Source organism: Bacillus sp. FSL R9-9834 (genome assembly GCF_038006905.1).
Classification (GTDB): Bacteria; Bacillota; Bacilli; order Bacillales; family Bacillaceae_G; genus Bacillus_A; species Bacillus_A pacificus.
Window position 1 is genome coordinate 5,243,452 of record NZ_JBBOWD010000001.1, and the last position, 22,254, is coordinate 5,265,705.

At 34.1% G+C, this 22,254-nt stretch carries 19 protein-coding genes; 8 read left to right on the plus strand and 11 right to left on the minus strand.

Annotated elements, in window-relative coordinates; translation table 11 throughout:
* Positions 1–75 precede the first annotated feature (75 nt).
* Genes MKY00_RS27415 through pelG form a run of 5 tightly spaced genes read left to right on the plus strand, consistent with a single transcriptional unit; the run spans position 76 to position 6,902 of the window.
* Positions 76–1,299: a hypothetical protein gene (locus tag MKY00_RS27415; RefSeq protein ID WP_000559343.1), complete on the plus strand. Its 1,224-nt coding sequence runs from the start codon at positions 76–78 to the stop codon at positions 1,297–1,299.
* Positions 1,299–2,219: a tetratricopeptide repeat protein gene (locus tag MKY00_RS27420; protein ID WP_016719064.1), complete on the plus strand. Its 921-nt coding sequence runs from the start codon at positions 1,299–1,301 to the stop codon at positions 2,217–2,219. The genes MKY00_RS27415 and MKY00_RS27420 overlap by 1 nt, the downstream gene beginning before the upstream one ends.
* A complete protein-coding gene (locus MKY00_RS27425; protein ID WP_016719065.1) occupies positions 2,203–4,035 on the plus strand; it encodes a DUF2194 domain-containing protein in 1,833 nt (610 codons plus the stop codon). The genes MKY00_RS27420 and MKY00_RS27425 overlap by 17 nt, the downstream gene beginning before the upstream one ends.
* 3 nt (positions 4,036–4,038) lie before the next feature.
* The gene (pelF, locus tag MKY00_RS27430) at positions 4,039–5,460 is read left to right on the plus strand and encodes a GT4 family glycosyltransferase PelF (RefSeq protein WP_016719066.1); all 1,422 of its coding nucleotides are present in this window, start codon (positions 4,039–4,041) and stop codon (positions 5,458–5,460) included.
* Entirely contained in the window at positions 5,448–6,902 is a 1,455-nt protein-coding gene (gene pelG / locus MKY00_RS27435; protein WP_016719067.1) for an exopolysaccharide Pel transporter PelG, read from the plus strand. Before pelF ends, pelG begins: the two co-directional genes overlap by 13 nt.
* Before the next feature lie 50 nt (positions 6,903–6,952).
* Here pelG and galE read toward each other — a convergent pair whose 3' ends face one another.
* Both galE and trhA read right to left on the minus strand, forming a co-directional pair.
* Positions 6,953–7,969 (minus strand): UDP-glucose 4-epimerase GalE, encoded by a 1,017-nt coding sequence (gene galE / locus MKY00_RS27440; protein WP_000996533.1) that lies wholly within the window; start codon positions 7,967–7,969, stop codon positions 6,953–6,955.
* Between the two features lie 186 nt (positions 7,970–8,155).
* Positions 8,156–8,803 (minus strand): PAQR family membrane homeostasis protein TrhA, encoded by a 648-nt coding sequence (gene trhA / locus MKY00_RS27445; RefSeq protein WP_000995364.1) that lies wholly within the window; start codon positions 8,801–8,803, stop codon positions 8,156–8,158.
* A 164-nt stretch (positions 8,804–8,967) separates the two neighbouring features.
* Here trhA and MKY00_RS27450 point away from each other — a divergent pair, with 164 nt between their 5' ends.
* Positions 8,968–9,528, plus strand: coding sequence for a DUF1836 domain-containing protein (locus MKY00_RS27450; protein WP_016719068.1), 561 nt, complete (start codon positions 8,968–8,970; stop codon positions 9,526–9,528).
* A gap of 39 nt (positions 9,529–9,567) precedes the next feature.
* Here MKY00_RS27450 and dbpA read toward each other — a convergent pair whose 3' ends face one another.
* The gene (dbpA, locus tag MKY00_RS27455) at positions 9,568–11,013 is read right to left on the minus strand and encodes an ATP-dependent RNA helicase DbpA (protein ID WP_016719069.1); all 1,446 of its coding nucleotides are present in this window, start codon (positions 11,011–11,013) and stop codon (positions 9,568–9,570) included.
* Positions 11,014–11,489: 476 nt separating this feature from the next.
* Between dbpA and guaC the strand changes: the two genes are divergently transcribed.
* Entirely contained in the window at positions 11,490–12,473 is a 984-nt protein-coding gene (gene guaC / locus MKY00_RS27460) for a GMP reductase (RefSeq protein WP_000432432.1), read from the plus strand.
* Between the two features lie 137 nt (positions 12,474–12,610).
* Positions 12,611–14,428, plus strand: a complete 1,818-nt coding sequence (pepF, locus tag MKY00_RS27465) for an oligoendopeptidase F (protein ID WP_016719070.1) — start codon at positions 12,611–12,613, stop codon at positions 14,426–14,428.
* Between the two features lie 37 nt (positions 14,429–14,465).
* On the opposite strand, the gene MKY00_RS27470 is transcribed toward pepF, so the two are convergent.
* The 8 genes from MKY00_RS27470 to walK form a co-directional block, all read right to left on the minus strand.
* Positions 14,466–15,344, minus strand: coding sequence for a radical SAM/SPASM domain-containing protein (locus tag MKY00_RS27470; protein WP_000713634.1), 879 nt, complete (start codon positions 15,342–15,344; stop codon positions 14,466–14,468).
* Positions 15,345–15,480: 136 nt separating this feature from the next.
* Positions 15,481–15,960 carry a 23S rRNA (pseudouridine(1915)-N(3))-methyltransferase RlmH gene (gene rlmH, locus MKY00_RS27475; protein ID WP_001027003.1) on the minus strand — a complete coding sequence of 160 codons (480 nt, stop codon included), beginning with the start codon at positions 15,958–15,960 and terminating at the stop codon, positions 15,481–15,483.
* A gap of 59 nt (positions 15,961–16,019) precedes the next feature.
* On the minus strand, positions 16,020–16,205 hold the full coding sequence (locus MKY00_RS27480; protein ID WP_001052835.1) for a CxxH/CxxC protein: 186 nt from the start codon (positions 16,203–16,205) through the stop codon (positions 16,020–16,022).
* 53 nt (positions 16,206–16,258) lie between these two features.
* On the minus strand, positions 16,259–17,434 hold the full coding sequence (locus tag MKY00_RS27485; protein WP_000008058.1) for a S1C family serine protease: 1,176 nt from the start codon (positions 17,432–17,434) through the stop codon (positions 16,259–16,261).
* 63 nt (positions 17,435–17,497) lie between these two features.
* Complete coding sequence (locus MKY00_RS27490) at positions 17,498–18,292, minus strand: MBL fold metallo-hydrolase (RefSeq protein WP_000522836.1); 795 nt, start codon at positions 18,290–18,292, stop codon at positions 17,498–17,500.
* The gene (locus MKY00_RS27495) at positions 18,276–19,118 is read right to left on the minus strand and encodes a two-component system regulatory protein YycI (RefSeq protein ID WP_000383736.1); all 843 of its coding nucleotides are present in this window, start codon (positions 19,116–19,118) and stop codon (positions 18,276–18,278) included. Before MKY00_RS27495 ends, MKY00_RS27490 begins: the two co-directional genes overlap by 17 nt.
* A complete protein-coding gene (locus MKY00_RS27500) occupies positions 19,099–20,415 on the minus strand; it encodes a YycH family regulatory protein (protein ID WP_029141246.1) in 1,317 nt (438 codons plus the stop codon). The genes MKY00_RS27495 and MKY00_RS27500 overlap by 20 nt, the downstream gene beginning before the upstream one ends.
* Complete coding sequence (gene walK / locus MKY00_RS27505) at positions 20,412–22,253, minus strand: cell wall metabolism sensor histidine kinase WalK (protein WP_000755380.1); 1,842 nt, start codon at positions 22,251–22,253, stop codon at positions 20,412–20,414. Before walK ends, MKY00_RS27500 begins: the two co-directional genes overlap by 4 nt.
* Position 22,254 lies beyond the last annotated feature (1 nt).

The window sequence follows — 22,254 nt, forward strand, 5'->3', positions numbered from 1 at the left end:
TCTTTTAAATTATGTATTTTATTTCAGTGTACTATTCCTCAAAATTAAATTTGCAAACGAAAGAAGGGATTTTTTATGCACTATAGACAATCTAATTTATTACAAAAAATGATTGAACCTACGATTCTCTTTATTGCTCTATTTTTTCTCTCAATACTAACTGATTTTCTAACACCAACGTATGAATACTTCTTACTCTTATTTATTACATTAATTATTTCTAGCCGGTATGGCATATCTATCGCCCTTTTCACCTTTCTAGAAGCAATGATTTATATTTTTATAAGCGGTATATATAAAGAAGATGATATATTACTGTACTTTTATTCATTAGATTACTGGATTAATTGGATTTTCTTACTTGTTATTAGTTTATGTTGTGGACTAATGAGTACTGCACAAAAAGAACGGTATGAAGATGTACATATGATAAATAATGAGCTAAAAGCCGAAAATAAAGAATTAAAATATGTTGTGAAACAATTGGATGAAACACGTATTACACTACGTTCTCGTGTACTTGAATCAAATAATCACTTATCTAAAATGTATCATATGTTTAAAGCTTTAAATCATACACATCCTGAAATTGTACTCGATGAGGGAATAAATGTATTAAAAATGTATTTCGGAGCAAAAAAAATTGGTATCTATCACGTCGATAACAATAAACAATCACTTCGTATTAAATTAAGAGCAGAAACTGGTAAAAATACCTTACCTCAATCCATTTTTGTTAAAAATGCTTCGCTAGTCATCAAAAACGCTCTAGCGCATAATCGACCTTTTTTCCGTACAGAAGAGGATTTTCAAGATGCTCCACTTTTAGTTGGTCCCGTCCTATTCCAAGATGATGTACAATACGTCATTATATTAGACGAAATTGAATTTTCAAAAGTAACTTCTGAGCAATTCGAACTTTTCACATGGTATTTGCGCTGGATGGGTGATCGTTTACAAAACGCTTCTAATCTTTGGCTATCAAGTCAAGAGGATCGTACATTCCCTAAAACGAGTATTTATTATGAAGATGAATTTGAACATTTACTAAAAATAGAAAAGAAACGGTACGAAACATTATCTTATCCATATTCCTATTTTGAATTTACTGTTCCACAAGATTCTTTAGAAATGATAAATTCTATTTTAAAAGATCATTTGCGTGATATTGATATATTCGGTTATAGCACGACCAAACAAAAAGTTATGATTCTATTACCTGGCACTGAAGAAAAGTTTTTATTACCAGTCCAAACTCGTATACAAAACGCTCTTTCTTCTAAAGGAGTGGTATGCTAATGATTTTACTCCTTCTTTACTTTATTTATGCTATTTTGGTTTTTCTTTTATTTCGATTTACGAAAGGTTTGATTACTGAAGATAAGAAAGGAATTATTGAGTTTTGCTTGATTATCTCTCTCCTTTTCCCGCTTGTCGGACTTATTGTATCAGCAATCATGTTATTACTGAATATAAGACGCTCCAAGACCGAGTGGTTACAGCAATACTCTGAGTATGTTTCCTTTCAAGTTGATCATTATGAAGATATTTTGGCATCAGCAAAACAAGATATGGACCTAATTTCATTTTCTTCTGGATTAGAACTAGATAAGCCTGAATTACATAAACAACTCATTGTACAGTTAAGCTCCTCCCCTATTTCCAATGAAGGAGGCTTATTGAAAGAAGCCATTCATCATAAAGATCCTGAAACTGTACATTACGCAGCAACTACTATTAATTTACTAAATGAACGGTACGAAAAACAGATCGAATACTTAAATAAGCAATTTCTACAAAATCCACAAAATGAAATTGCAAAAGAGTTGGTTTCTAACTATTTAAGATATATAGACAGTGGTCTTCTTTCTAATCAGCAAAAGGAAAAAATAATCGCCGAATTTATGAATTTTATTACACAAAGTGTAGAACTATTCCCTACCGAACCTCTTTATCCTTTCCACCTTGGAAATCTGTTTCTACATACAAAACAATATGCAAAGTCTGAAGAACAATTTTTAAATCTTATTCATTTCTATCCTGAATCATATTACGGTTACGTTGGGTTACTTGAAATATATTATGAACAAAAGTTATGGGACGATCTCTATAACTTAATCAATAATCTAGCAGCTGCAAAAAGAGTTCATATACTACCGCGTAAATATCAATTATTTGTAAGACAGTTTGGAGGCGCACACATTGAAAAAGGGGATTAATATATATATCGGAATTGTTAGTATCATTTTATTTCTCTTAATTATATCTATCCTTATATATCGAACAGAAAATTTCTATCAAAAGTTTTCTGTTCCTAAAACTAAAGAAACAGATACTGTTAAAACACTCAAAGCAAAAGATGTAGCCCAAAATGGACAAAAAATGCAATTATACGTTTTAAAAACGGATAATACATTAGGGCAACAAGTCGAATTTAATACGAAAAAGGCAATGGATTACGCACACCTACACTACAAAGATATTACAGCTAATGAAATTAAGGGACTTACTCCCTCTCCCTATACAGGAATTATTATTACAGGTGAAATAATGGCACAACTTCCACAAGCTGATATTCAAAATTTTGTACAAATGGGCGGAAGGATTATTATCGCAAACCGACTTGATTCAGATCCTTCCTGGAACACATTATTTGGTATTACAAAAAAAGAAGGCTTCAAAGATGTGAAAGGATTAACCTTTGAAGAAGTTTTATTCCCTGGTTATCCTGATCTCTCAAGTTCTTCTCCATTGTTCACTCATAGCTCAATGAATATTACGCTAGATGAGAATACAACTAATACTTGGATTACTGCAGAAGATACTCCCATCCTTTGGACCAATGACTACGGTGAAGGAAAAGTCTTATATTGGAATACAACAGCATTGAACGATAAATTAGGTAGAGGTATGTTCGTTCAATCACTGGGTACTATTTTCCCGACTTTCGCTACAGTACAACTTGGAGCGGAGATTATGTATATCGATGACTTCCCATCTCCAATTCCAAGTGGAGAACTAAAAAACTTAACAACAGAAAAAATTTCTGTTGAAGAATTTTATAAAAAACATTGGTGGAAAAATATGAAGGATATCTCTGAAGAGCTTGATATTAAATATACAGGGGTTGCAATTGGCACATACCAAAATAAAGTAACGCCACCCTTTGAAAATTTTACAGGTAAAAATAGAAATACCTATTTATTATTTGGGAGAGAATTATTAAGTCACGGTGGAGAAATCGGTATTCATGGCTATAACCATCAACCTTTATTATTACCACCAGACCCAGTAGATAAAGCACTTGAATATGTTCCATGGAATTCAAAAGAGGACATGGAGAGATCCTTAGATGCTTTACAAAAACTCGTGTATAACTTCTTTCCAAACGAAAAACTAAAAACCTATGTACCACCATCCAATATTATAAATACAACTGGATTAAGTGCATTAAACGACGCAGTTCCAACTATGGAAACAGTTGCTTCCCTATATGTGGGAAGTAAAAGTAACGGCAGTTTAATTCAAGAATTTGGACCAGACGAGCACAACAAAAATATTTATCACTTCCCACGTATTACGAGTGGCTATGCTATTTCAGATGAAGAACAATTTATTTTAGCTGATGTTACCGCAAATTTAGGGGTTATCTCACATTTCGTCCATCCAGATGATATCCTTGATGAAAAACGTTCGGGTAATTTAACGTGGGAAGAATTATTTAAAGCTTATAAAACGACAATTAAAGAAATACGAGAAAGATATCCTTATATAAAAAGTATGACACAAAGTGAAGCAACTGCTTCCATGAAAATTTATCAAACTGGTGATTTAACTGTTTCTTATGAAGATGATGCTGTTCACATTGCATATAAAGGATTACCAAACCACACTGCAACGATTATACGTGTGGAAGAAGGGAAAAAATTGAAAACCGGTTCATTCCCATACGGCACAGTTACAAAGCTAGATTCACAAATTTATAGCGTTATATTAAAACAAGCTAACGCTACAATTCCAATTAAAGGGGTATAGCAGATGAGAATAGGTTTAGTCGTTGAAGGAAGTTATCCTTTTGTCAGTGGCGGAGTAGCAAGTTGGGTACAAATGATCATCCAACAATTTAAAGAACATGAATTCACCATTTTTGCGATCGTACCGCAAATAAAAACAGAAGAGGAATATCAATATGAAATTCCTAACAATGTAAAAGATATCATTATGATTCCCTTACAATCAGAAAGTGACCCAAAACATATAAAAACCAATTTAACGACTGATGAAGTACAAACACTTCAAAAATGGTTTACATTCCAAGCTAACGACACAGAAGCATTACAAATATTAGGGAACAAGCAAAAGCTAGGAACACTACATTCCTTCTTCGAAAGTCGTGAATTTTATGAAATAGTGAAAGAAAGCTATTTGTATGAAGAAAGTAGCGGTTCTTTCTTAAATTACTTTTGGATGTGGAGATCTATGTTCACACCAATCATTCAAATTTTACAAATTGATTTTCCTGAATTAGATCTTATCCATTCTGTATCTACAGGCTATGGTGGGCTTCTTGGAGCTGCAATTAGTGCCAAATCTGACATACCATTTATTCTAACAGAGCATGGTATTTATTCTCGGGAACGTGAAGAGGAAATACTCCAATCAACTTGGATACCAATCGAATACAAAAAAAGATGGGTTTCTTTCTTCCATCATTTATCTCACCAAGCATATGAACAAGCTGCTGATGTGATTACGTTATTCGGACGGAATAGTGCATATCAAAAAGAACTAGGAGCTCCGGCCCATAAACTAAAAATTGTTCCAAATGGTGTTACTTTATCTGACTATAAGGGGCTACGTAAGCCAAAACATAATTCAGATAAACTCATTATTTCTGCTATTATACGAGTTGTGCCAATTAAAGACGTAAAAACAATGATTTATGCAGCTAAATTATTATTAGAAAAAGATATTCCGTTTATCTTCTACTTATTAGGTCCTGATACAGAAGAACCAGAGTATGCCCAAGAATGTCGTGATTTAATTCAGCAACTTGGATTAAAAGAACATGTAATAATGACTGGCAGAGTAAACATTAAAGATTACTTAAAACAAACGGATATTCTCGTATTAACTAGCATATCTGAAGGGCAACCACTAGCTATGTTAGAAGGAATGGCATCGGGATTACCATGGGTTGTTACAGACGTTGGTTCTTGTAAGGAGTTAATTTATGGACAAGATGAAGATCCTTACGGCCAATGTGGCTTTGTTGTACCACCTGTATCTCCTGAACAAGTTGCCACCCACTTAGAATGGTATTATCGCCACCCTGAATCCATTCAACAATTTGGAAACAATGGGCGTAATCGTATTGAAGCATATTATCAATTATCAGGTGTTGTTGATAGTTATCGTAAGCTTTATTTAGAAAGGGGTGCGAAAACATGGCAGGTATAGGATTTCGATTACAAAAATTATTTCAGGAAGACTACTATTCTTCAAGGGTAAAAGCTTATGGATTTTCGTTATTTGTTACAGCTGGTCCTTGGTTAGTCGTTATTTTAGCAGTAACAACTATTCGATTCATTTTGAATTTATTTCATTCTATTTCAATTGAAGAACAGCGCCTTTTCACTATTTCAATTTCATATTGCTTTATTTTTTCTCAAATTATTTACGGAGCATTGCAGCTCATTGTAACTAGATATGTAGCTGACCTTTTATACGAACAAAAAGCTGATAAAGTATTTTCTTCATTTTTAGGAATGACGAAGATCACACTTTTTTTAGCTATTATGTTATGGCTTTTGTTTGCATTTTTCACACCGTTAGCTTTATATTATAAAATCGTGATGCTATTTTTATTTTTAGCTTTAAATATCATCTGGATTCAGTCCATTTATTTAACAGCAGCTAAAGATTATCAATCAATTGCACTGGCATTTTTAATCGGATCCATTTTTTCCCTATTAGGAATTATCCTAGTAGCTTACTGGCACCCTACACTTGGGTTAGAACATGGATCTGCCCTATTGCTTTTAATTTCTTTTACACTCGGTACTTTCATTACACTAGTATGGTTAAGTATCGTTATTGTACGAATGTTTCCAAATAGTGATGCTACTGAACAATTTACCTTTCTGTCTTATTTAGATAAATATCCAGAATTATTTTGGTCAAGCCTCTTTTACAATGTGGGTATTTGGGTATGTAATTTTGTTATTTGGTTTGGAGACGGTCGGGGAAATATTGAAGACACATTTATTTATCATCAAATTTATGATACTTCTGTTTTCTGGGCGTATTTAAGTATTATCCCAACCTATATTTTCTTTGTAGTATCCATTGAAACGAGGTTTTATGAAAGATATAAAAAGTTCTTCGGTTCGGTAAACAATGGTGGAACATTACATACGCTTTTACAATTGAAAGATTCCATGAACTTTGTCTTAAAGCAGGAAATGGAACGTATACTTCGTAATCAAGGTATTTTTTCCTTACTTATTATTTTTATAATATGGATGTTTAGTTCGCAATCTGGAAAGACAACACTTAATTACTCTATTCTGCAATTAACTATAGTTGGTGCTTATGCAAATGGAATGGTGCTCGTTATTACATTACTACTCCTATACTTTGAGGATCGTAAAGGGGCATTTCGAACATCAGCTATTTTCTTTTTTACAAACTTGTTATTAAGCCTTATCCTGCTTCCATTTGGATTCAATGGTTACGGCATTAGTTTCGCAGTTGGATCTTCTATTACATTCCTATATGCTATTTCTAGGCTCTTTACTTACATTAAAGATATTGATTATTATACATTTTGCCAGTCAAATATTCCTATAAAACAGCGGACCTTTTTTACCAAATTAGCTAATAAACTTAACGGGAAATAAATACAAAAATGCCCTTTGCTCATGCAAAGGGCATTTTTTGTATCTACATATTAAACTTCCAAATAGCCATTTTTATTATTTGATTGCCATCTCCAAGAATCTGCACACATTTCTTCTAATCCACGTTTTGCTTCCCATCCTAGTTCACGTTTTGCCTTTGATGCATCTGCAAAACATATTGCCACATCACCAGGACGACGCTCTGTAATTTTATAAGGAACTTTTTTTCCTGAAACCCTTTCAAATGCTTCAACCATCTCAAGTACACTATACCCTGTACCTGTGCCCAAATTATAAGCATCTACTCCTGTTGTATTCAGTACTTTCTCTAGCGCTTTTACGTGACCTTTTGCTAAGTCTACAACATGTATGTAGTCACGGATGCCTGTTCCATCTTTCGTTGGGTAGTCATTTCCAAATACACTTAATTCTTTTAGCTTACCTACTGCCACTTGTGTAACATATGGCATTAAGTTATTTGGAATTCCATTTGGATCCTCTCCAATACGTCCACTTTCATGTGCACCAAATGGGTTGAAATAGCGGAGTAACGCGATACTCCATTCTCTATCTGCAAATGCTACATCACGCATAATTTGCTCAATCATTAATTTCGTTTGACCATATGGATTTGTTGCACTTAATGGAAACTCCTCTGTAATCGGTGACGTTTCCGGGATACCATATACAGTTGCGGATGAACTAAAAATCATCTTCTTTACATTATGTTTCTGCATTACTTCACATAGCACTAAAGTGCTCGTAATGTTGTTATGATAATATGTTAATGGAATTGCTACTGATTCCCCTACAGCTTTAAATCCTGCAAAGTGAATAACTGCTTCGATTGCATTTTCTTCAAAAATTGCGTCAAGTGCTTCTTGATTTAAAACATCTTCTTTATAAAACTTAAATTGTTTTCCTGTTATTTCTTTCACTCGATTTATAGATTCTACCGAGCTATTCGAAAGATTATCAACTACTATAATTTCGTAACCGCTATTTAGTAATTCTACACATGTATGACTACCAATATACCCTGCTCCACCTGTTACAAGTATTGCCATAATTATAGTCCTCCATATTTCATTCATTATAAACTTCTCAAAGTATATCACATATTTCTTATCCTATGTTTAATATGCGAACACAGAAACTTACATTTTATCCCATAATAATTTTATAACATATACGATTCCAATCAAGTAATAAGAAAAATGCCACATAATTTTTGTTATGTGGCGTTTTTCTTATTAAATTACGTAACAATATACACTTAGAAAATGTGCAAGACTACCTAATAATACAAAAACGTGAAAAATTTCATGATGTCCCATATATTTAAACTCTAGCCATTTTGGCTTTGTTCCATAAATAAATCCACCAATTGTATAAAAAATGCCCCCAAGTACTAAGAAAACAATGCCTCCTGTACTTAAATTCTCAGCTAACGGTGCAAAGAATAAAACAATTAACCAACCCATCGTAATATAAATTGCTGTCGATAACCATCTTGGACAATTAAACCAAAACATTTTAAACACAATGCCACAAATCGCAGTTGCATAGACTAAACAAAATAATAACAAACCACTTGCTGAATTTAATGTAATTAAGCAAAAGGGTGCATATGTACCTGCAATTAATATAAAAATCATAGAATGATCTAGCTTTCTAAAGAAGTAAATAACACGTTCATTGGCCACAACACTATGATATACAGCTGATGCCGTATAAAGGACCATCATTCCAATCCCAAACAAAATAACAGCTGTAATTGCAGCAAATGATGGCATCTTGATAGAAACTTTCACAAGCATAGCTAATAAGGCAATAAATGATAATATCGCTCCACCTAAGTGAGTAAATGCATTAACTGGTTCCCTTACATAAGCATTCATAATAACACCCCTCATATAATTACATGTAGTTTCAATAACTACATGTAATTATATACACATTTCTTTTTAAGGTCAACATTTACATTTTATTTGTTTCGTAATACCATATTTAAGGATGTATTAGACATTAAGTTCCACTAAGTTATAAAAGTGAGGGATTCTACGTGGAAAATATAAATGAATTACTTGAGACATTGCATTTAGAAAAAAATATTAAACTTGAGGATATTCCAAATGTTGACTTATATGTAGATCAAGTTGTCCAACTATTTGAGAATACTTATGCAGATACAACGAGAACTGATGATGAAAAAGTATTAACAAAAACGATGATTAATAATTACGCAAAAGGGAAACTATTCATCCCTATCAAAAATAAAAAATATTCAAAAGAGCATATGATTTTAATTAGCCTAATTTATCAATTAAAAGGTGCTCTTTCCATTAACGACATAAAAAGTTCATTAGAAACTATAAATGACTCCTTATTAAATGATGATTCATTCGAATTAAATACGTTATACAAAAATTATCTTGCTCTTACTAAAAGCAATGTCGAAAGCTTTAAACAAGACGTAAATAACCGTGTTACAGAAGTAAATGAGATTTCTTCCTTAGAAGACACAAAGCTAGAAAAATTTCTACTACTAACATCCTTCGTGACTATGAGTAATATGTATAGACGTTTAGCGGAGCAACTAGTGGATGATTTAAAAGAATCATAAATAAAAAACTATCCACCTATTAAAGTGGATAGTTTTTATTTACTTAATTGCTTCATGAACTTTTAGTTGTTTCCCTTTAATCGTTGTAGTCTTCATGACTTTCAAGACAAGTGGTCCTTTTCCATTTAATATTTCGACGTAAGAAACATTATCTTGTATCGTAATAATACCTATATCTTCTGCTGTAACACCTTTAATTTTAGCAATTGTACCGACGAAATCTACCGCCCTAATTTTCTTTTTCTTCCCGCCATTAAAGTACAGCTTCATAATGCCTTTGTTGATGTCTGCATTTTTATCTTTCTTTATAATTGGTTTAGCATGTATCTTTTCTTCAAATGCAGCTTTCCCTTTCATAACTTCTTCTTTTGAAGGTCCAATTGCCTTTGGAATTTTAAAGCCAATATACTCCTCAATCTCTTCTAAAAATCTATTTTCATATGGTGTTATAAATGTAATAGCTTTTCCACTATTTCCAGCTCGTCCCGTTCTTCCAGTACGATGTACATAGCTTTCTTTTTCAAGTGGAATATCATAATTAATAACATGTGTAATATTATCAATATCAATTCCTCTCGCAGCTACGTCTGTTGCTACTAAATAACGGAATTTTCCTTTTCTAAAATCATCCATGACTTCAAAACGATCTTCTTGTACCATACCACCATGTATTTTGTCACAAGGATAGTTAGCTCGTTTTAATTGTCTATATACATGATCTACATTTTCTTGTGTACGGCAGAAAATAATACAGCTATCAGGATTCTCAATCGTTGTTACATCTTTAAGTAGTGAAAGCTTCTCGTCTTCTATCGCCTCAAAAAGGGTATGTTCAATTTTATCCGTCGTAATCCCAGCCACTTTAATTTCAATATGAGTTGGTGCATTCATATATGTACGTGATAACCTTTCAACATCTTCCGGTAAAGTTGCTGAAAATAGCATTGTCATTCTATTTGTAGGTAATTCATCAATAATTGCCTCTACTTGATCGATAAAGCCCATGTTTAGCATTTCGTCCGCTTCATCAATCACTAAATATTTTAATCGCTCTAAAGAAAGGGTCCCTTTTTCAATATGATCCAATACACGCCCTGGAGTCCCTACTACAATATGCGTCTTTTGCTTTAACTCTAATTTTTGACGTGCAAATGGGGACTTACCATAAATTGCGGCGGCTTTAATTCTTTTGAATCGCCCTATATTTGTAATATCTTCTTTCACCTGTACCGCAAGCTCTCTCGTTGGTGTTAAAACTAATGCTTGTGGTTTATTCTCTTCCCACTCCACCATCTCACAAAGTGGAATACCAAATGAAGCTGTTTTTCCACTTCCCGTCTGGGACTTCACAACAAGATCCTTCTTTTGTAATGCGACTGGAATAACCTCACCTTGTACTTCTGTTGGATGATCATACCCTAACCCAGTAAGTGCCCTTACAATTTCTTTACTTAATTTATACTCAAAAAACTCTTTTTTACTCATATATTAACCTCATTTTATTCTGTATTATTTTCTTTTTTATCTTTTGTATACGTTACTATCGCCCTACTTATTATACTTGAAACCTCACATAAAAAGATGGATTATGCCAGATTCATCTTTTTACATAGAAATAAACCTTATCATTTCATATATTGTTCAACTACTTGATAACATCTTTTGCTCGTATTGTTAGCATTAACCTTTTCATAGAATCCTACATCCACTCCAAAAAATAAAAAGAATACATACACCCTTGTATAATTATCTTAATTTTTCAACCCTTTTTATAAACGAACAATACAAACAAAAAAACGTTTTAAATTCGTTTTTAACGTTGTTTTTTAGATATAAAATCTACTTTTTAAAAAAACGTTAAGAAATCCTTTGACTTTTTAATGAAAACAATGTAAATTATCATATGGACGAACATTTTTGATTAATAAAAATAAAATATTCGTATTTTAGGGGTGTAAATGATGGAAAACGTATTCGACTATGAAGATATTCAATTAATTCCTGCAAAATGTATTGTGAACAGCCGCTCTGAATGTGATACAACTGTCACTTTAGGTAAACATAAATTTAAATTACCTGTCGTACCTGCAAATATGCAAACGATTATTGATGAAAGAATTGCAACTTATTTAGCTGAAAATAATTACTTCTATATCATGCATCGTTTCCAACCAGAGAAACGAATCTCATTCATTAGAGATATGCAATCACGTGGATTAATCGCTTCTATTAGCGTTGGTGTAAAAGCGGACGAGTATGAATTCGTACAACAGTTAGCTGCTGAACACCTTACACCTGAATACATCACGATTGATATCGCGCATGGACATTCTAATGCTGTAATCAACATGATTCAACATATTAAAAAGCATTTACCAGAAAGCTTCGTTATCGCTGGAAACGTTGGAACTCCAGAAGCGGTAAGAGAATTAGAAAACGCTGGTGCTGACGCAACAAAAGTTGGTATTGGACCTGGTAAAGTTTGTATTACTAAAATTAAAACAGGCTTTGGAACTGGTGGTTGGCAACTAGCTGCACTTCGCTGGTGTGCAAAAGCTGCAAGTAAACCAATTATCGCTGACGGTGGTATTCGTACACATGGCGACGTAGCTAAATCTATTCGATTTGGGGCGACTATGGTTATGATCGGTTCTCTATTCGCTGGTCATGAAGAGTCTCCAGGGGAAACAATCGAAAAAGACGGCAAACTTTATAAAGAGTACTTCGGTTCAGCTTCTGAATTCCAAAAAGGTGAGAAGAAAAACGTTGAAGGTAAGAAAATGTTCGTTGAGCATAAAGGTTCTTTAGAAGACACTTTAATCGAAATGGAACAAGATCTTCAATCTTCTATCTCTTACGCTGGTGGAACAAAATTAGACTCTATTCGTACTGTGGATTATGTAGTCGTGAAAAACTCTATTTTCAACGGTGATAAAGTATATTAATTTTTAAATTTAACTCGAAGGACAAGCAGTTTTATACTTGTCCTTCTTTTTCATATATAGAAATGTAAAATATTTTCATTTTACTGAATTTTCTAGTATTATGTTTTTAAATACTTATAATAAGGGGGATATAGCAAATGAAAAAAACTATTGAGAAACGTCATATTCGTGCAGACGTTCCTACTGAATTAACATGGGACCTCTCTGATTTATACGAATCTGATAAAGAGTGGGAAACTGCATTACGTGTATTAACAGATGATATAAAAAAACTTGATGCGTTTAAAGGTCAATTACACACTAGTCCCACGACCTTATTACATTGCCTACTTTTAGAAGAAGAGCTTTTAATGAAGTTAACAAAACTATACTCCTACGCAAATTTAAAAGAATCTACCGACCGTACAAATCCAGTTATTCAAGCGAACTCTTCCAAAATTTCCGCTTTATGGACGAAAGTACATACGGCGCTATCCTTTATTCATAATGAAATTCTCTCATTAGAAGAAGGAACAATTGAAAAATATTTAACTCAAGAAACAAAACTTGAACCTTTCCGTAAATCATTACTAGACATATTACAAAAAAGGCAGCACACGCTCTCTCCTGAAACTGAAGAAGCACTTGCTGCACTCGGCGAAGTACATAGTTCTCCATACAAAATTTACGGTATGACTAAATTAGCCGATATGGATTTTAACTCCATACAAGACGAACAAGGAAATGAACTTCCTGTCTCATTTGCATTATTTGAAAGTAAATATGAGTTTTCTCCAAGCGTAGACATACGCAGAAAGGCATACTCATCATTTGTGTCCACTTTGAAGCGATATAAAAATACCGTGGCAACAACATATGCTACCGAGGTAAAAAAACAAGTAACACTCTCTCGTTTACGCAAATTTGAATCTGTTACTCATATGCTTTTAGAACCTCAAAAAGTTCCACTTGAAATGTATAACAATCAACTCGATATTATTTATAAAGAATTGGCGCCTCATATGCGCCGTTTTGCAAATTTAAAAAAGAAAGTATTAGGACTCGATCAAATGCTGTTCTGCGACTTACATGCACCTTTAGATCCCGAATTTAATCCAGCAATTACTTACGAAGAAGCAGGAAAAATCATTCAAGAATCTTTACAAGTACTTGGCGATGAATATAGTGCCATTATCGAAAAAGGATTCAAAGAAAGATGGGTCGACCTTGCAGATAACGTAGGAAAATCAACTGGAGCATTTTGTTCAAGTCCATACGGTTCTCATCCATACATTTTAATTACATGGCAAAATACGATGCGCGGCTGCTTCACATTAGCTCATGAATTTGGGCACGCTGGTCATTTTTATTTAGCAAATAAAAACCAACGTATTATGAATGTACGTCCATCTATGTACTTCGTTGAAGCACCATCTACAATGAATGAATTACTATTAGCCCAGCATTTATTAGCGACGAATGACGATAAGAGAATGCGCAGATGGGTAATCCTGCAACTACTTGGCACATATTATCACAACTTTGTTACTCACTTACTTGAGGGAGAATATCAAAGAAGAGTATACAGCCTAGCAGAAGAAGGTGGAGCACTTACAGCTACAACTTTAACTGAAATAAAAACAAATGTCCTTTCAACATTCTGGGGAGATTCCGTAAAAATTGATGAAGGTGCTGGCTTAACTTGGATGCGTCAACCTCATTATTATATGGGCTTATATTCTTACACGTATTCCGCAGGCCTCACTGCATCTACTGCAGTAGCTCAAATGATTAAAGAAGAAGGACAACCTGCCGTTGATCGCTGGTTAGATGTACTTCGCGCTGGTGGTACGATGAAACCACTTGAATTAATGAAACATGCCGGAGTCGATATGTCAAAACCAGATGCAATCCGCAGAGCTGTTTCTTACGTTGGTTCCTTAATTGATGAATTAGAGCGCTCTTATCAAGAATAAAAAATAAGCCCTCGCTTTATGAGGGCTTATTTCATATTTACTTTCCAAATCTTTTACGGTATCCACATTTTCTACATAGCTCTTCAACTGCAACTCTTCTAGAAAATCCATCAACAATGTTTGTTGCTCTTTCACCTTCTATAATGTTAGAAAATGAGTCATTATTAATATTCCCAAGATTAATGATTCCCTCACCATCTAAACAACAAGGAATAACCGTTCCGTTCGCTAAAATACCAGCTTGATTTCGAAGCCCGTGACAGAATCCTTTTCCATCATCCTCTTCTTCATGCAATGCTGGCCACTGGAATTCATAGTCTTGATTAATAAAGACACGTTCCGCAATTTTTATACCTTTTCCTGGTGTAAGCTTCTCTTCAATTTGATAAGATAGATCAAACTCATTTTCAATGATGGATAATAACTCTCTATTCTTCTGAATTTCAGCATTCGTTTTATTATCCTGCGTTAAATTCCATAATCTTAGTGAAACAATTAAATCTGATTGACTTGTCGCCTCTCTAATGAAGGAAAGTATACTTCTTACATACCCCTCTTTGTCTTGTGAACCTGGGTGCCCATCAAAACTATGCAGTGAAAAATTCATTTGTCTTAAAGCAGGCTTATTTAACAATCTATGCCTTCTCTTATTAATTAACGTTCCGTTCGTTGTAATATTAACTTTAAACCCTTTTTCATGGCTTAAATCTAACAATTGATCTATTTTTGGATGCAGCAACGGCTCACCCTTCACGTGCAAATAAATGTAGTCTGTGTGTGGTTTAATTTGGTCTAACCTTTTTGCAAAATCCTCCACAGAAATGAATTGCTTCTGTCTTTCCGTCGGCGGACAAAAGCTGCACGCAAGATTACATACACTCGTAATCTCCAAGTAAAATTTCTTAAACTTCTTCACCTTTAACTCCTCACTTCTATGACTACTTATACTTTTTCCTCTTCATATTACAGCATACTTTTTTAGAAATAGAAACATACTTATTTTAGGAAATATAGAAAACGGCCACATCTGTAGCCGTTTGAATGTACTATTACTATTTATGATACGGTTCCCCACGATTAATACGAAATGCTCTATACACTTGCTCAAGCAATACTAATCGCATTAATTGATGTGGTAGTGTCATCTTTGAAAAAGAAAGAGATTCATTTGAACGTTTCATTACTTCTGAACTTAGTCCAAGTGATCCACCAATTACAAAGGCAACTTTACTCTTCCCATATGTAGCAAGACGATCTAAGCTTACTGCAAATTCTTCTGATGATTTTTGCTTTCCTTCTATCGCTAACGCAATGACATGCGTATCATCAGAAATTTTATCTAGTATACGTATACCTTCTTTTTCTTTTACAATTAACATTTCTGCTTCACTTAAATTTTCTGGTGCCTTTTCATCTGGCAATTCAATTACTTCTACTTTTGCGTATGCAGATAATCGTTTTAAGTATTCTGCTATACCTTGTTTTAAATATTTTTCTTTTAATTTCCCAATTGAAATAATCGAGATATTCACACGTATTCCCCACCTTACAAACATGTTATCCACATAACTTATCCACATATCCACAATTGTTACCCACATATTGTGTGAGAATCTGTGTTCGATACAACATATGTCGCCTCATTTTGACAAAATTCACATGTTTTTTTCTCTTTTTCTGAGTTATCCACATTGTTAATAACCGGTGGCACTTCACACTCATCCACAATAATATCTAAAGCTAATTCAACATGTTCTAAACAACAAGGTAAGTTCATATTCTTCACCTCACTTTTCTACAATAGAAAACAGGAGGTAGGCCCTCCTGTTTTTAATACTTTTGAATGCCTAGTTTAACCGTTGTTGTTGCTCGTTTTGTACCACGATAAAACGTAAGAGTCATTTTATCATTAATTTTTTTATCATATAAGGCCGTACGGAATCCGATAATATCGCGAACTGGTTTCCCATCTACTGCTACAATCACATCGTGTTCTCGCAAACCAGCATCTGTACCTGGCGAAGGACTTTTCACATCTAAAATGCAAACTCCCTCTGTTACATTGCCTGGTAAATGCAATGTTTTTGACCAATAGTAGTTTGGAATTTCATTTAATGATCTCAGTTCAATTCCAACATACGGTCTTCTTACTTTTCCGTACTTCTCTAATTCATTCATAATTGGAACAGCTCTAGTAACAGGAATAGCTAGCCCAATTCCTTCTACTTCTTTTGCCGCAATTTTCATTGAGTTAATACCAATTAATTGACCCGCTGCATTTACAAGCGCACCACCACTATTACCTGGATTGATTGCTGCGTCTGTTTGCAACACTTCTACTTGCCAATCATAATGTCCATCTTGATCTAAATCTACAGGGACAATACGCTCATTAGCTGAAATAATACCTTGTGTGACAGTTCCAGAAAATTGGAGCCCAAGTGGGTTTCCAATTGCAATGACTGGTTCTCCTCTACGAACAGTATTAGAATCGCCAATCTCAATTACTTTTTTCACATGCTTTGCATCTATCTCTAGTACAGCCAAATCTGTGACTACATCGGTTCCTAATACCTTTCCTGGAACCTTCTTACCGTCACTTAAACTTACTTCAATACGATTTGCTCCAGCAACAACATGATTATTCGTTACAATATAAGCTTGACCATCTGTCTTCTTATAAATTACACCTGATCCCGTACCTGCTTCTGAATCTGCCTCTGAAAAATTATCTCGTTGAATATTAATAACTCCAACAACAGCTTCAGACGCACGATCAACAGCATCCACAAAACTAATCTGTTTAATGCCTTGAGCTTCCGCCATATTACTTCCACTTGCTTCAGCTTGCGGAAACGCGTCCGTATCATTTGAAAATAAAGGAGCTCCAAATGCAAATAACGAAGCTCCTACAATTGTTCCTGCTATGCTAGAAATAACAATACCTTTATGCTTCTTTTTCCTTGCACGTTTCATACGATAATTTTCTCCATCAATAAAGGACATATTTGTTCACCCATCTTCCTGAAAACAACTATATTCACCTTTATTGTTTACTAAAATGGAGAATTATACGTATTGAATTTTTGTAGGCATTTTTGGATCTGTATCGTGGATTTCAAAAGCTTCTCCCACTCCAAATCCCTTTTCCTCTAATACTTGTGATACTGACATACGCGCCAATTCTTTCATGTTATTATCTAAACTTAAATGGGCTAAATAAATATGCTTTGTCTCATCTGTAATTACATCCGCCATCGCTAATGCAGCATCTTCATTACAAACGTGCCCCACATCGCTTAAAATACGTCGCTTAATACTCCATGGATAGCGTCCCATACGAAGCATTTCCACGTCATGATTGCTTTCAAACACGAAAGCATTAGCCCCCTTAATAACACCTTTCATACGGTCACTCACGTATCCTGTATCTGTAATAAGAGCTAACTTTCTATTATTGTTATGAAAAGCATAGAACATCGGCTCTGCCGCGTCATGTGAAACTCCAAATGACTCGACCTCAATATCACCGAATGTTTTTACATCACCAACTGAGAAAATAAACTTTTGCTCAGTTGGGATATTTCCTATTAAGTGTTCCATTGCATTCCATGTTTTCTCATTTGCATAAACAGGTAAATCATATTTACGTGCCAATACACCTAATCCTTTAATATGATCACTATGTTCATGTGTTACAAGAATACCCGATACATCGTTTATATTTAATTCTGCCTGTTTAAATAAAGCCTCAGTTGCTTTACCACTTAAACCTGCATCGACAAGTAACTTCTTTTCATCTGTTCCTACATATAGCATATTCCCTGTACTTCCACTTGCAAGTACGCTAAAATGCAATCCCATTCTTTCTCACTCCAGTATGTTCATCAACCACTTGATTTTCCTTTTCCCCTAATTCCATAACTTGTCCTTCAATTGCATTTACAAAGAAGTCCTGCTTCTGCTCCGTCTTTAAGTTCCACGTTGGAGCAAGTACTTGGTTATTAGAAGTAGATGCGGTAAGGTTTGCATAACCAATTTGCGCTTCTTTTACATGTGTATTACCATGAATTTTATTTTTTAAATACAGATTTTCTAAAGCAGTTTGGGCAGTAATAATTTCTTGCTGTTTCGTTTTTTCACTTTCGCCCATTTCTTTTAAACCTGTTAGCATCGTCTGCGTGTACGACACAAGTTCATTTTTTTCATTTAATTCCACAACAATCATTGCCTGATCGTTATAGAAAATAGGCTTATCTTTATATTTTTGGAAGAAGTAAATTTTAGAGTCTTTCATCGCCCCAAACTCATACTTTTGTCCATCTAATACATAGTTCTTCAAAAAATCATTATACTTATCTTTGGATAAAGATTTTGTATTTAAAAAGGGCTCTTTTAGCTTACTTTCTATCTTGTACATATTTTGTATATGCGCCGTTTGATTTTTTAAAGACTGTACGTCTTCTTCTTTAAATGTCTTGTTTTCAGCCCTAATAAATGACTCTTTTTTCGGTTCTTTAGGAAAATTACCCATAGTAATTTTGTTTGCTTTTAATTCTTGATCTATCTTTGTTTCTGCAATAAGCTCCAATTGATTACTATCTTGCTTTTGAATGAATTGAAAAATGAGAAAGAGGTCCAAAACAAAAAAGGTCACAATAAATATGGTTTTAATCCGATCCCAATCCATTTAGTCCTCCCTCATTCCACTCATATATTTTTTGTTTGCCAGCTTCATCTTCAACAAACTTTACATACCAAATTGGCTGTAGTCGCGCTACTTGCCCATCTAGTGATAATTTGTATCCAATCCCAATATCTTTAATAGATCTTTTATCTACCGCGGCATTATTTTCTAAGGATGCTATTACAACATGACCTGACGGAAGAGTAACCTTCTGCTCTATACCTTTCGTATTTAAAGAAAGCAACGGTCTTTCATATTCCATTACTTCTTCCGATCCCCATACTTGTCTCAATTCAGCTAATCCATCTGTATTGAATACGGGATATCCATCTTCCTGTAAGCGGAATACTGTCTGTCCTTTATTCATATAGTCCAAACGATATGAATCCAAACTCCCACTGTGACCATTTACAAAATCAAAACTTTTTTGTAAAAGCATTAAATTATCTGGCTTTTTCTCACTTAAAACAGAAGAATTTTTATACTTTAGCATATGCTGATCGTTTTCAATCTCCATAGACCTAATACCATCTGTAAATATTTCTTTCGATCTCTCGATAATAGGGCTTAAATAACGTGGATCACTAAAAAGAGCATTCTTAAATGTATCAACCGCCAAATTAGATGAAATATATGTTATATTACTTAATTCTGTCGTTCCATCTGGTAAAAATAACTTTTTCATATCATTAATTTGATAGTCAAAATAAGGTTTCGCTGATACTATAAATTGATTTTGTGCATTTACAATATCTTTTAAATACACACCACTTAATTTTGCTTCATATATTCTAGAGTTATCACCATCAGAAACAAAATTAATTTTAATTTCTTGATCCCTACTTCTAGAAGGATCAAGAATAATTCGATTAAAGTGTTTAGGCTTAGCTATACTTTTTTCTTTCATACTAAACATAGATTTAACTGCATCAAATGGGATGTTGGTAGGGAAAATAAGTTCAATTTTCCCTTCACCATGAACATAAGAAAGGAAGTCAGCCTTAGCAATCGATATCTCTTTGAACTCATGTAATTCCCCTGCTTCCAAAGTTCTATAGATTGATTCTATATCTCCCTCTCTTTTGCTCCCGTAATGATTTTTATCTTTATGCACGATGATAGAAGTAGGACGGACAACATCAGCGATTTTAGTTTGAGTATTTCCCTCATTCCCCTGTACAAATTTTGCATTTTGCATAGATGTGGAATCTGGCACATACGTCCATAAGTTAAAAGTAAGAAATAGACTAATTACAACTAAATTAATTAAAACTATCGTTTTAACATTCTCCATACTCATTCCCATTCGTCCTCTTCATCTGCTGCCATAGGCAATGTGAAATAAATCGTTGTCCCTTTTCCTTCCTCACTCTTTGCCCAAATCGAGCCACCATGTGCCTCAATCATTTCTTTCGCAATCGCTAATCCAAGTCCTGTACCGCCCATTTGTCTTGAACGTGCTTTATCTACGCGATAAAAACGTTCAAAGATTTTATCAACGTTTTCTTTCGGAATACCCATTCCTTGGTCACTTACACTAATCTCTAATAATTCTCCACGATCACGTAAACGATATGTTACGGTTCCACCTTCTGGCGAATACTTTAATGCATTCGAAATAATGTTATACAATACTTGCGTAATTTTATCCGTATCCATATCAATAAATCGAGATTTTTTAGAGAAAGATCGTTTGAAGCTTACGTTTTGCTCTTTAGACATTTCAAAACGATCAATAATGTTATTAAAGAAGTCAGTAAAGTCGACCCATTCTTTCATTAAACGATGTTCTGTACTATCGAGTTTAGATAGTTGCAATAACGCATTTACAAGTCTAATCATTCTTTCTGTTTCTTCTTGTGTAACTGTTAAAAATTGTGGTGCAATATTTGGATCTTGCCATGCACCGTCTGTAAGTGCCTCTAAGTAACTGCGCATTGTCGTTAATGGCGTTCTTAATTCATGAGAGACGTTTGCTACAAACTCGCGGCGTTCTCTTTCTATACGCTCCTGCTCAGTCACATCATATAATACGGCAATTAAACCATTTGCTTTCCCTGTCTCTTTTTGAATAACAGAGAAACTAGCGCGTAAAATATATGGCTCATTTCTCGTACTAAAATCTAATAAAACAGAATCCGGCTCTTCGTATAAATGATCGAGCGTAAATTCTTCTTGTATTCCCAATACTTCTAAAACAGATTGATCGAGCGCCGTTTCACGCGAAACATTTAGCATCTTTTCCGCAGGATCATTTAATAAAATAATGTCCCCTTTTCGGTCAGTAGCAATTACTCCATCTGTCATATGTGATAATACGGATGACAATTTGCGTCTTTCACTTTCTGTTGAAGAACGAGCTTGTTGTAATTTTTTTGATAAATTATTGAAAGATAATGCTAATTGTCCAATTTCATCATGGCTGTGCACTTTTACTTTTCTTGAATAGTTTCCTTTTGCCATTTCAATTGCTTGTCTTCGCATATCAGAGATTGGTCTCGTAATCGTTTGAGCTAACAAAATTCCAAGTACAGCTGTTACGAGTAATGCAATAACGGTTCCAGTCGCAAAGATTTGATTAATATCCTTCATCTGCTTATAAACATCTTCCATGGATGCAACAACGTAAATAGCACCAAGTGCATCTTTGTTGTTATCATCCATAATAGGAGTAATCATAACTTGTACACGGTGACCTGTACGACCATCCTTCTCAATTTTCACTTCTGGTTTTTTTTGTACCAATACCCGCTGAACAGCTATATCAGTTGACGTTCTATTTACCTTGTTTTGCTTTGACTCATCTGAAATAGCGAGCAGCTTTCTATTCGCATCAAATACACTTACCTCTTGAATATCCTTCTTTCGATCAGAGGCAAATTTTCGAATAGAAGTTTTAATCGTTTCACCTGTTGATTCTGTCTCTGCTTTTGTATAACTTTTTTTAAACTCTTGTTTCAAGTTATACGATAATAAGTTCGTTTGTTGCGTTAAAGAATCTCTAAAACCTTGTACAAGACTCTTTTCTAACTCTCTTACGAAATATACCCCAATAACTTGCATAGCTATCAATATTAATAGCATATATATGAGTACAAATTTTAAATGAATAGATTGAAAAAAACCAACTTTCTTCATA

Coding starts and splice junctions, on each gene's coding strand:
- MKY00_RS27415 (WP_000559343.1), top strand. CDS start 76: ATGCACTATAGACAATCTAATTTATTACAAAAAATGATTGAACCTACG.
- MKY00_RS27420 (WP_016719064.1), top strand. CDS start 1,299: ATGATTTTACTCCTTCTTTACTTTATTTATGCTATTTTGGTTTTTCTT.
- pelF (WP_016719066.1), top strand. CDS start 4,039: ATGAGAATAGGTTTAGTCGTTGAAGGAAGTTATCCTTTTGTCAGTGGC.
- pelG (WP_016719067.1), top strand. CDS start 5,448: ATGGCAGGTATAGGATTTCGATTACAAAAATTATTTCAGGAAGACTAC.
- galE (WP_000996533.1), bottom strand. CDS start 7,969: ATGGCAATACTTGTAACAGGTGGAGCAGGGTATATTGGTAGTCATACA.
- trhA (WP_000995364.1), bottom strand. CDS start 8,803: ATGAATGCTTATGTAAGGGAACCAGTTAATGCATTTACTCACTTAGGT.
- dbpA (WP_016719069.1), bottom strand. CDS start 11,013: ATGAGTAAAAAAGAGTTTTTTGAGTATAAATTAAGTAAAGAAATTGTA.
- guaC (WP_000432432.1), top strand. CDS start 11,490: ATGGAAAACGTATTCGACTATGAAGATATTCAATTAATTCCTGCAAAA.
- pepF (WP_016719070.1), top strand. CDS start 12,611: ATGAAAAAAACTATTGAGAAACGTCATATTCGTGCAGACGTTCCTACT.
- MKY00_RS27480 (WP_001052835.1), bottom strand. CDS start 16,205: ATGAACTTACCTTGTTGTTTAGAACATGTTGAATTAGCTTTAGATATT.
- MKY00_RS27485 (WP_000008058.1), bottom strand. CDS start 17,434: ATGTCCTTTATTGATGGAGAAAATTATCGTATGAAACGTGCAAGGAAA.
- MKY00_RS27490 (WP_000522836.1), bottom strand. CDS start 18,292: ATGGGATTGCATTTTAGCGTACTTGCAAGTGGAAGTACAGGGAATATG.
- MKY00_RS27495 (WP_000383736.1), bottom strand. CDS start 19,118: ATGGATTGGGATCGGATTAAAACCATATTTATTGTGACCTTTTTTGTT.
- MKY00_RS27500 (WP_029141246.1), bottom strand. CDS start 20,415: ATGAGTATGGAGAATGTTAAAACGATAGTTTTAATTAATTTAGTTGTA.
- walK (WP_000755380.1), bottom strand. CDS start 22,253: ATGAAGAAAGTTGGTTTTTTTCAATCTATTCATTTAAAATTTGTACTC.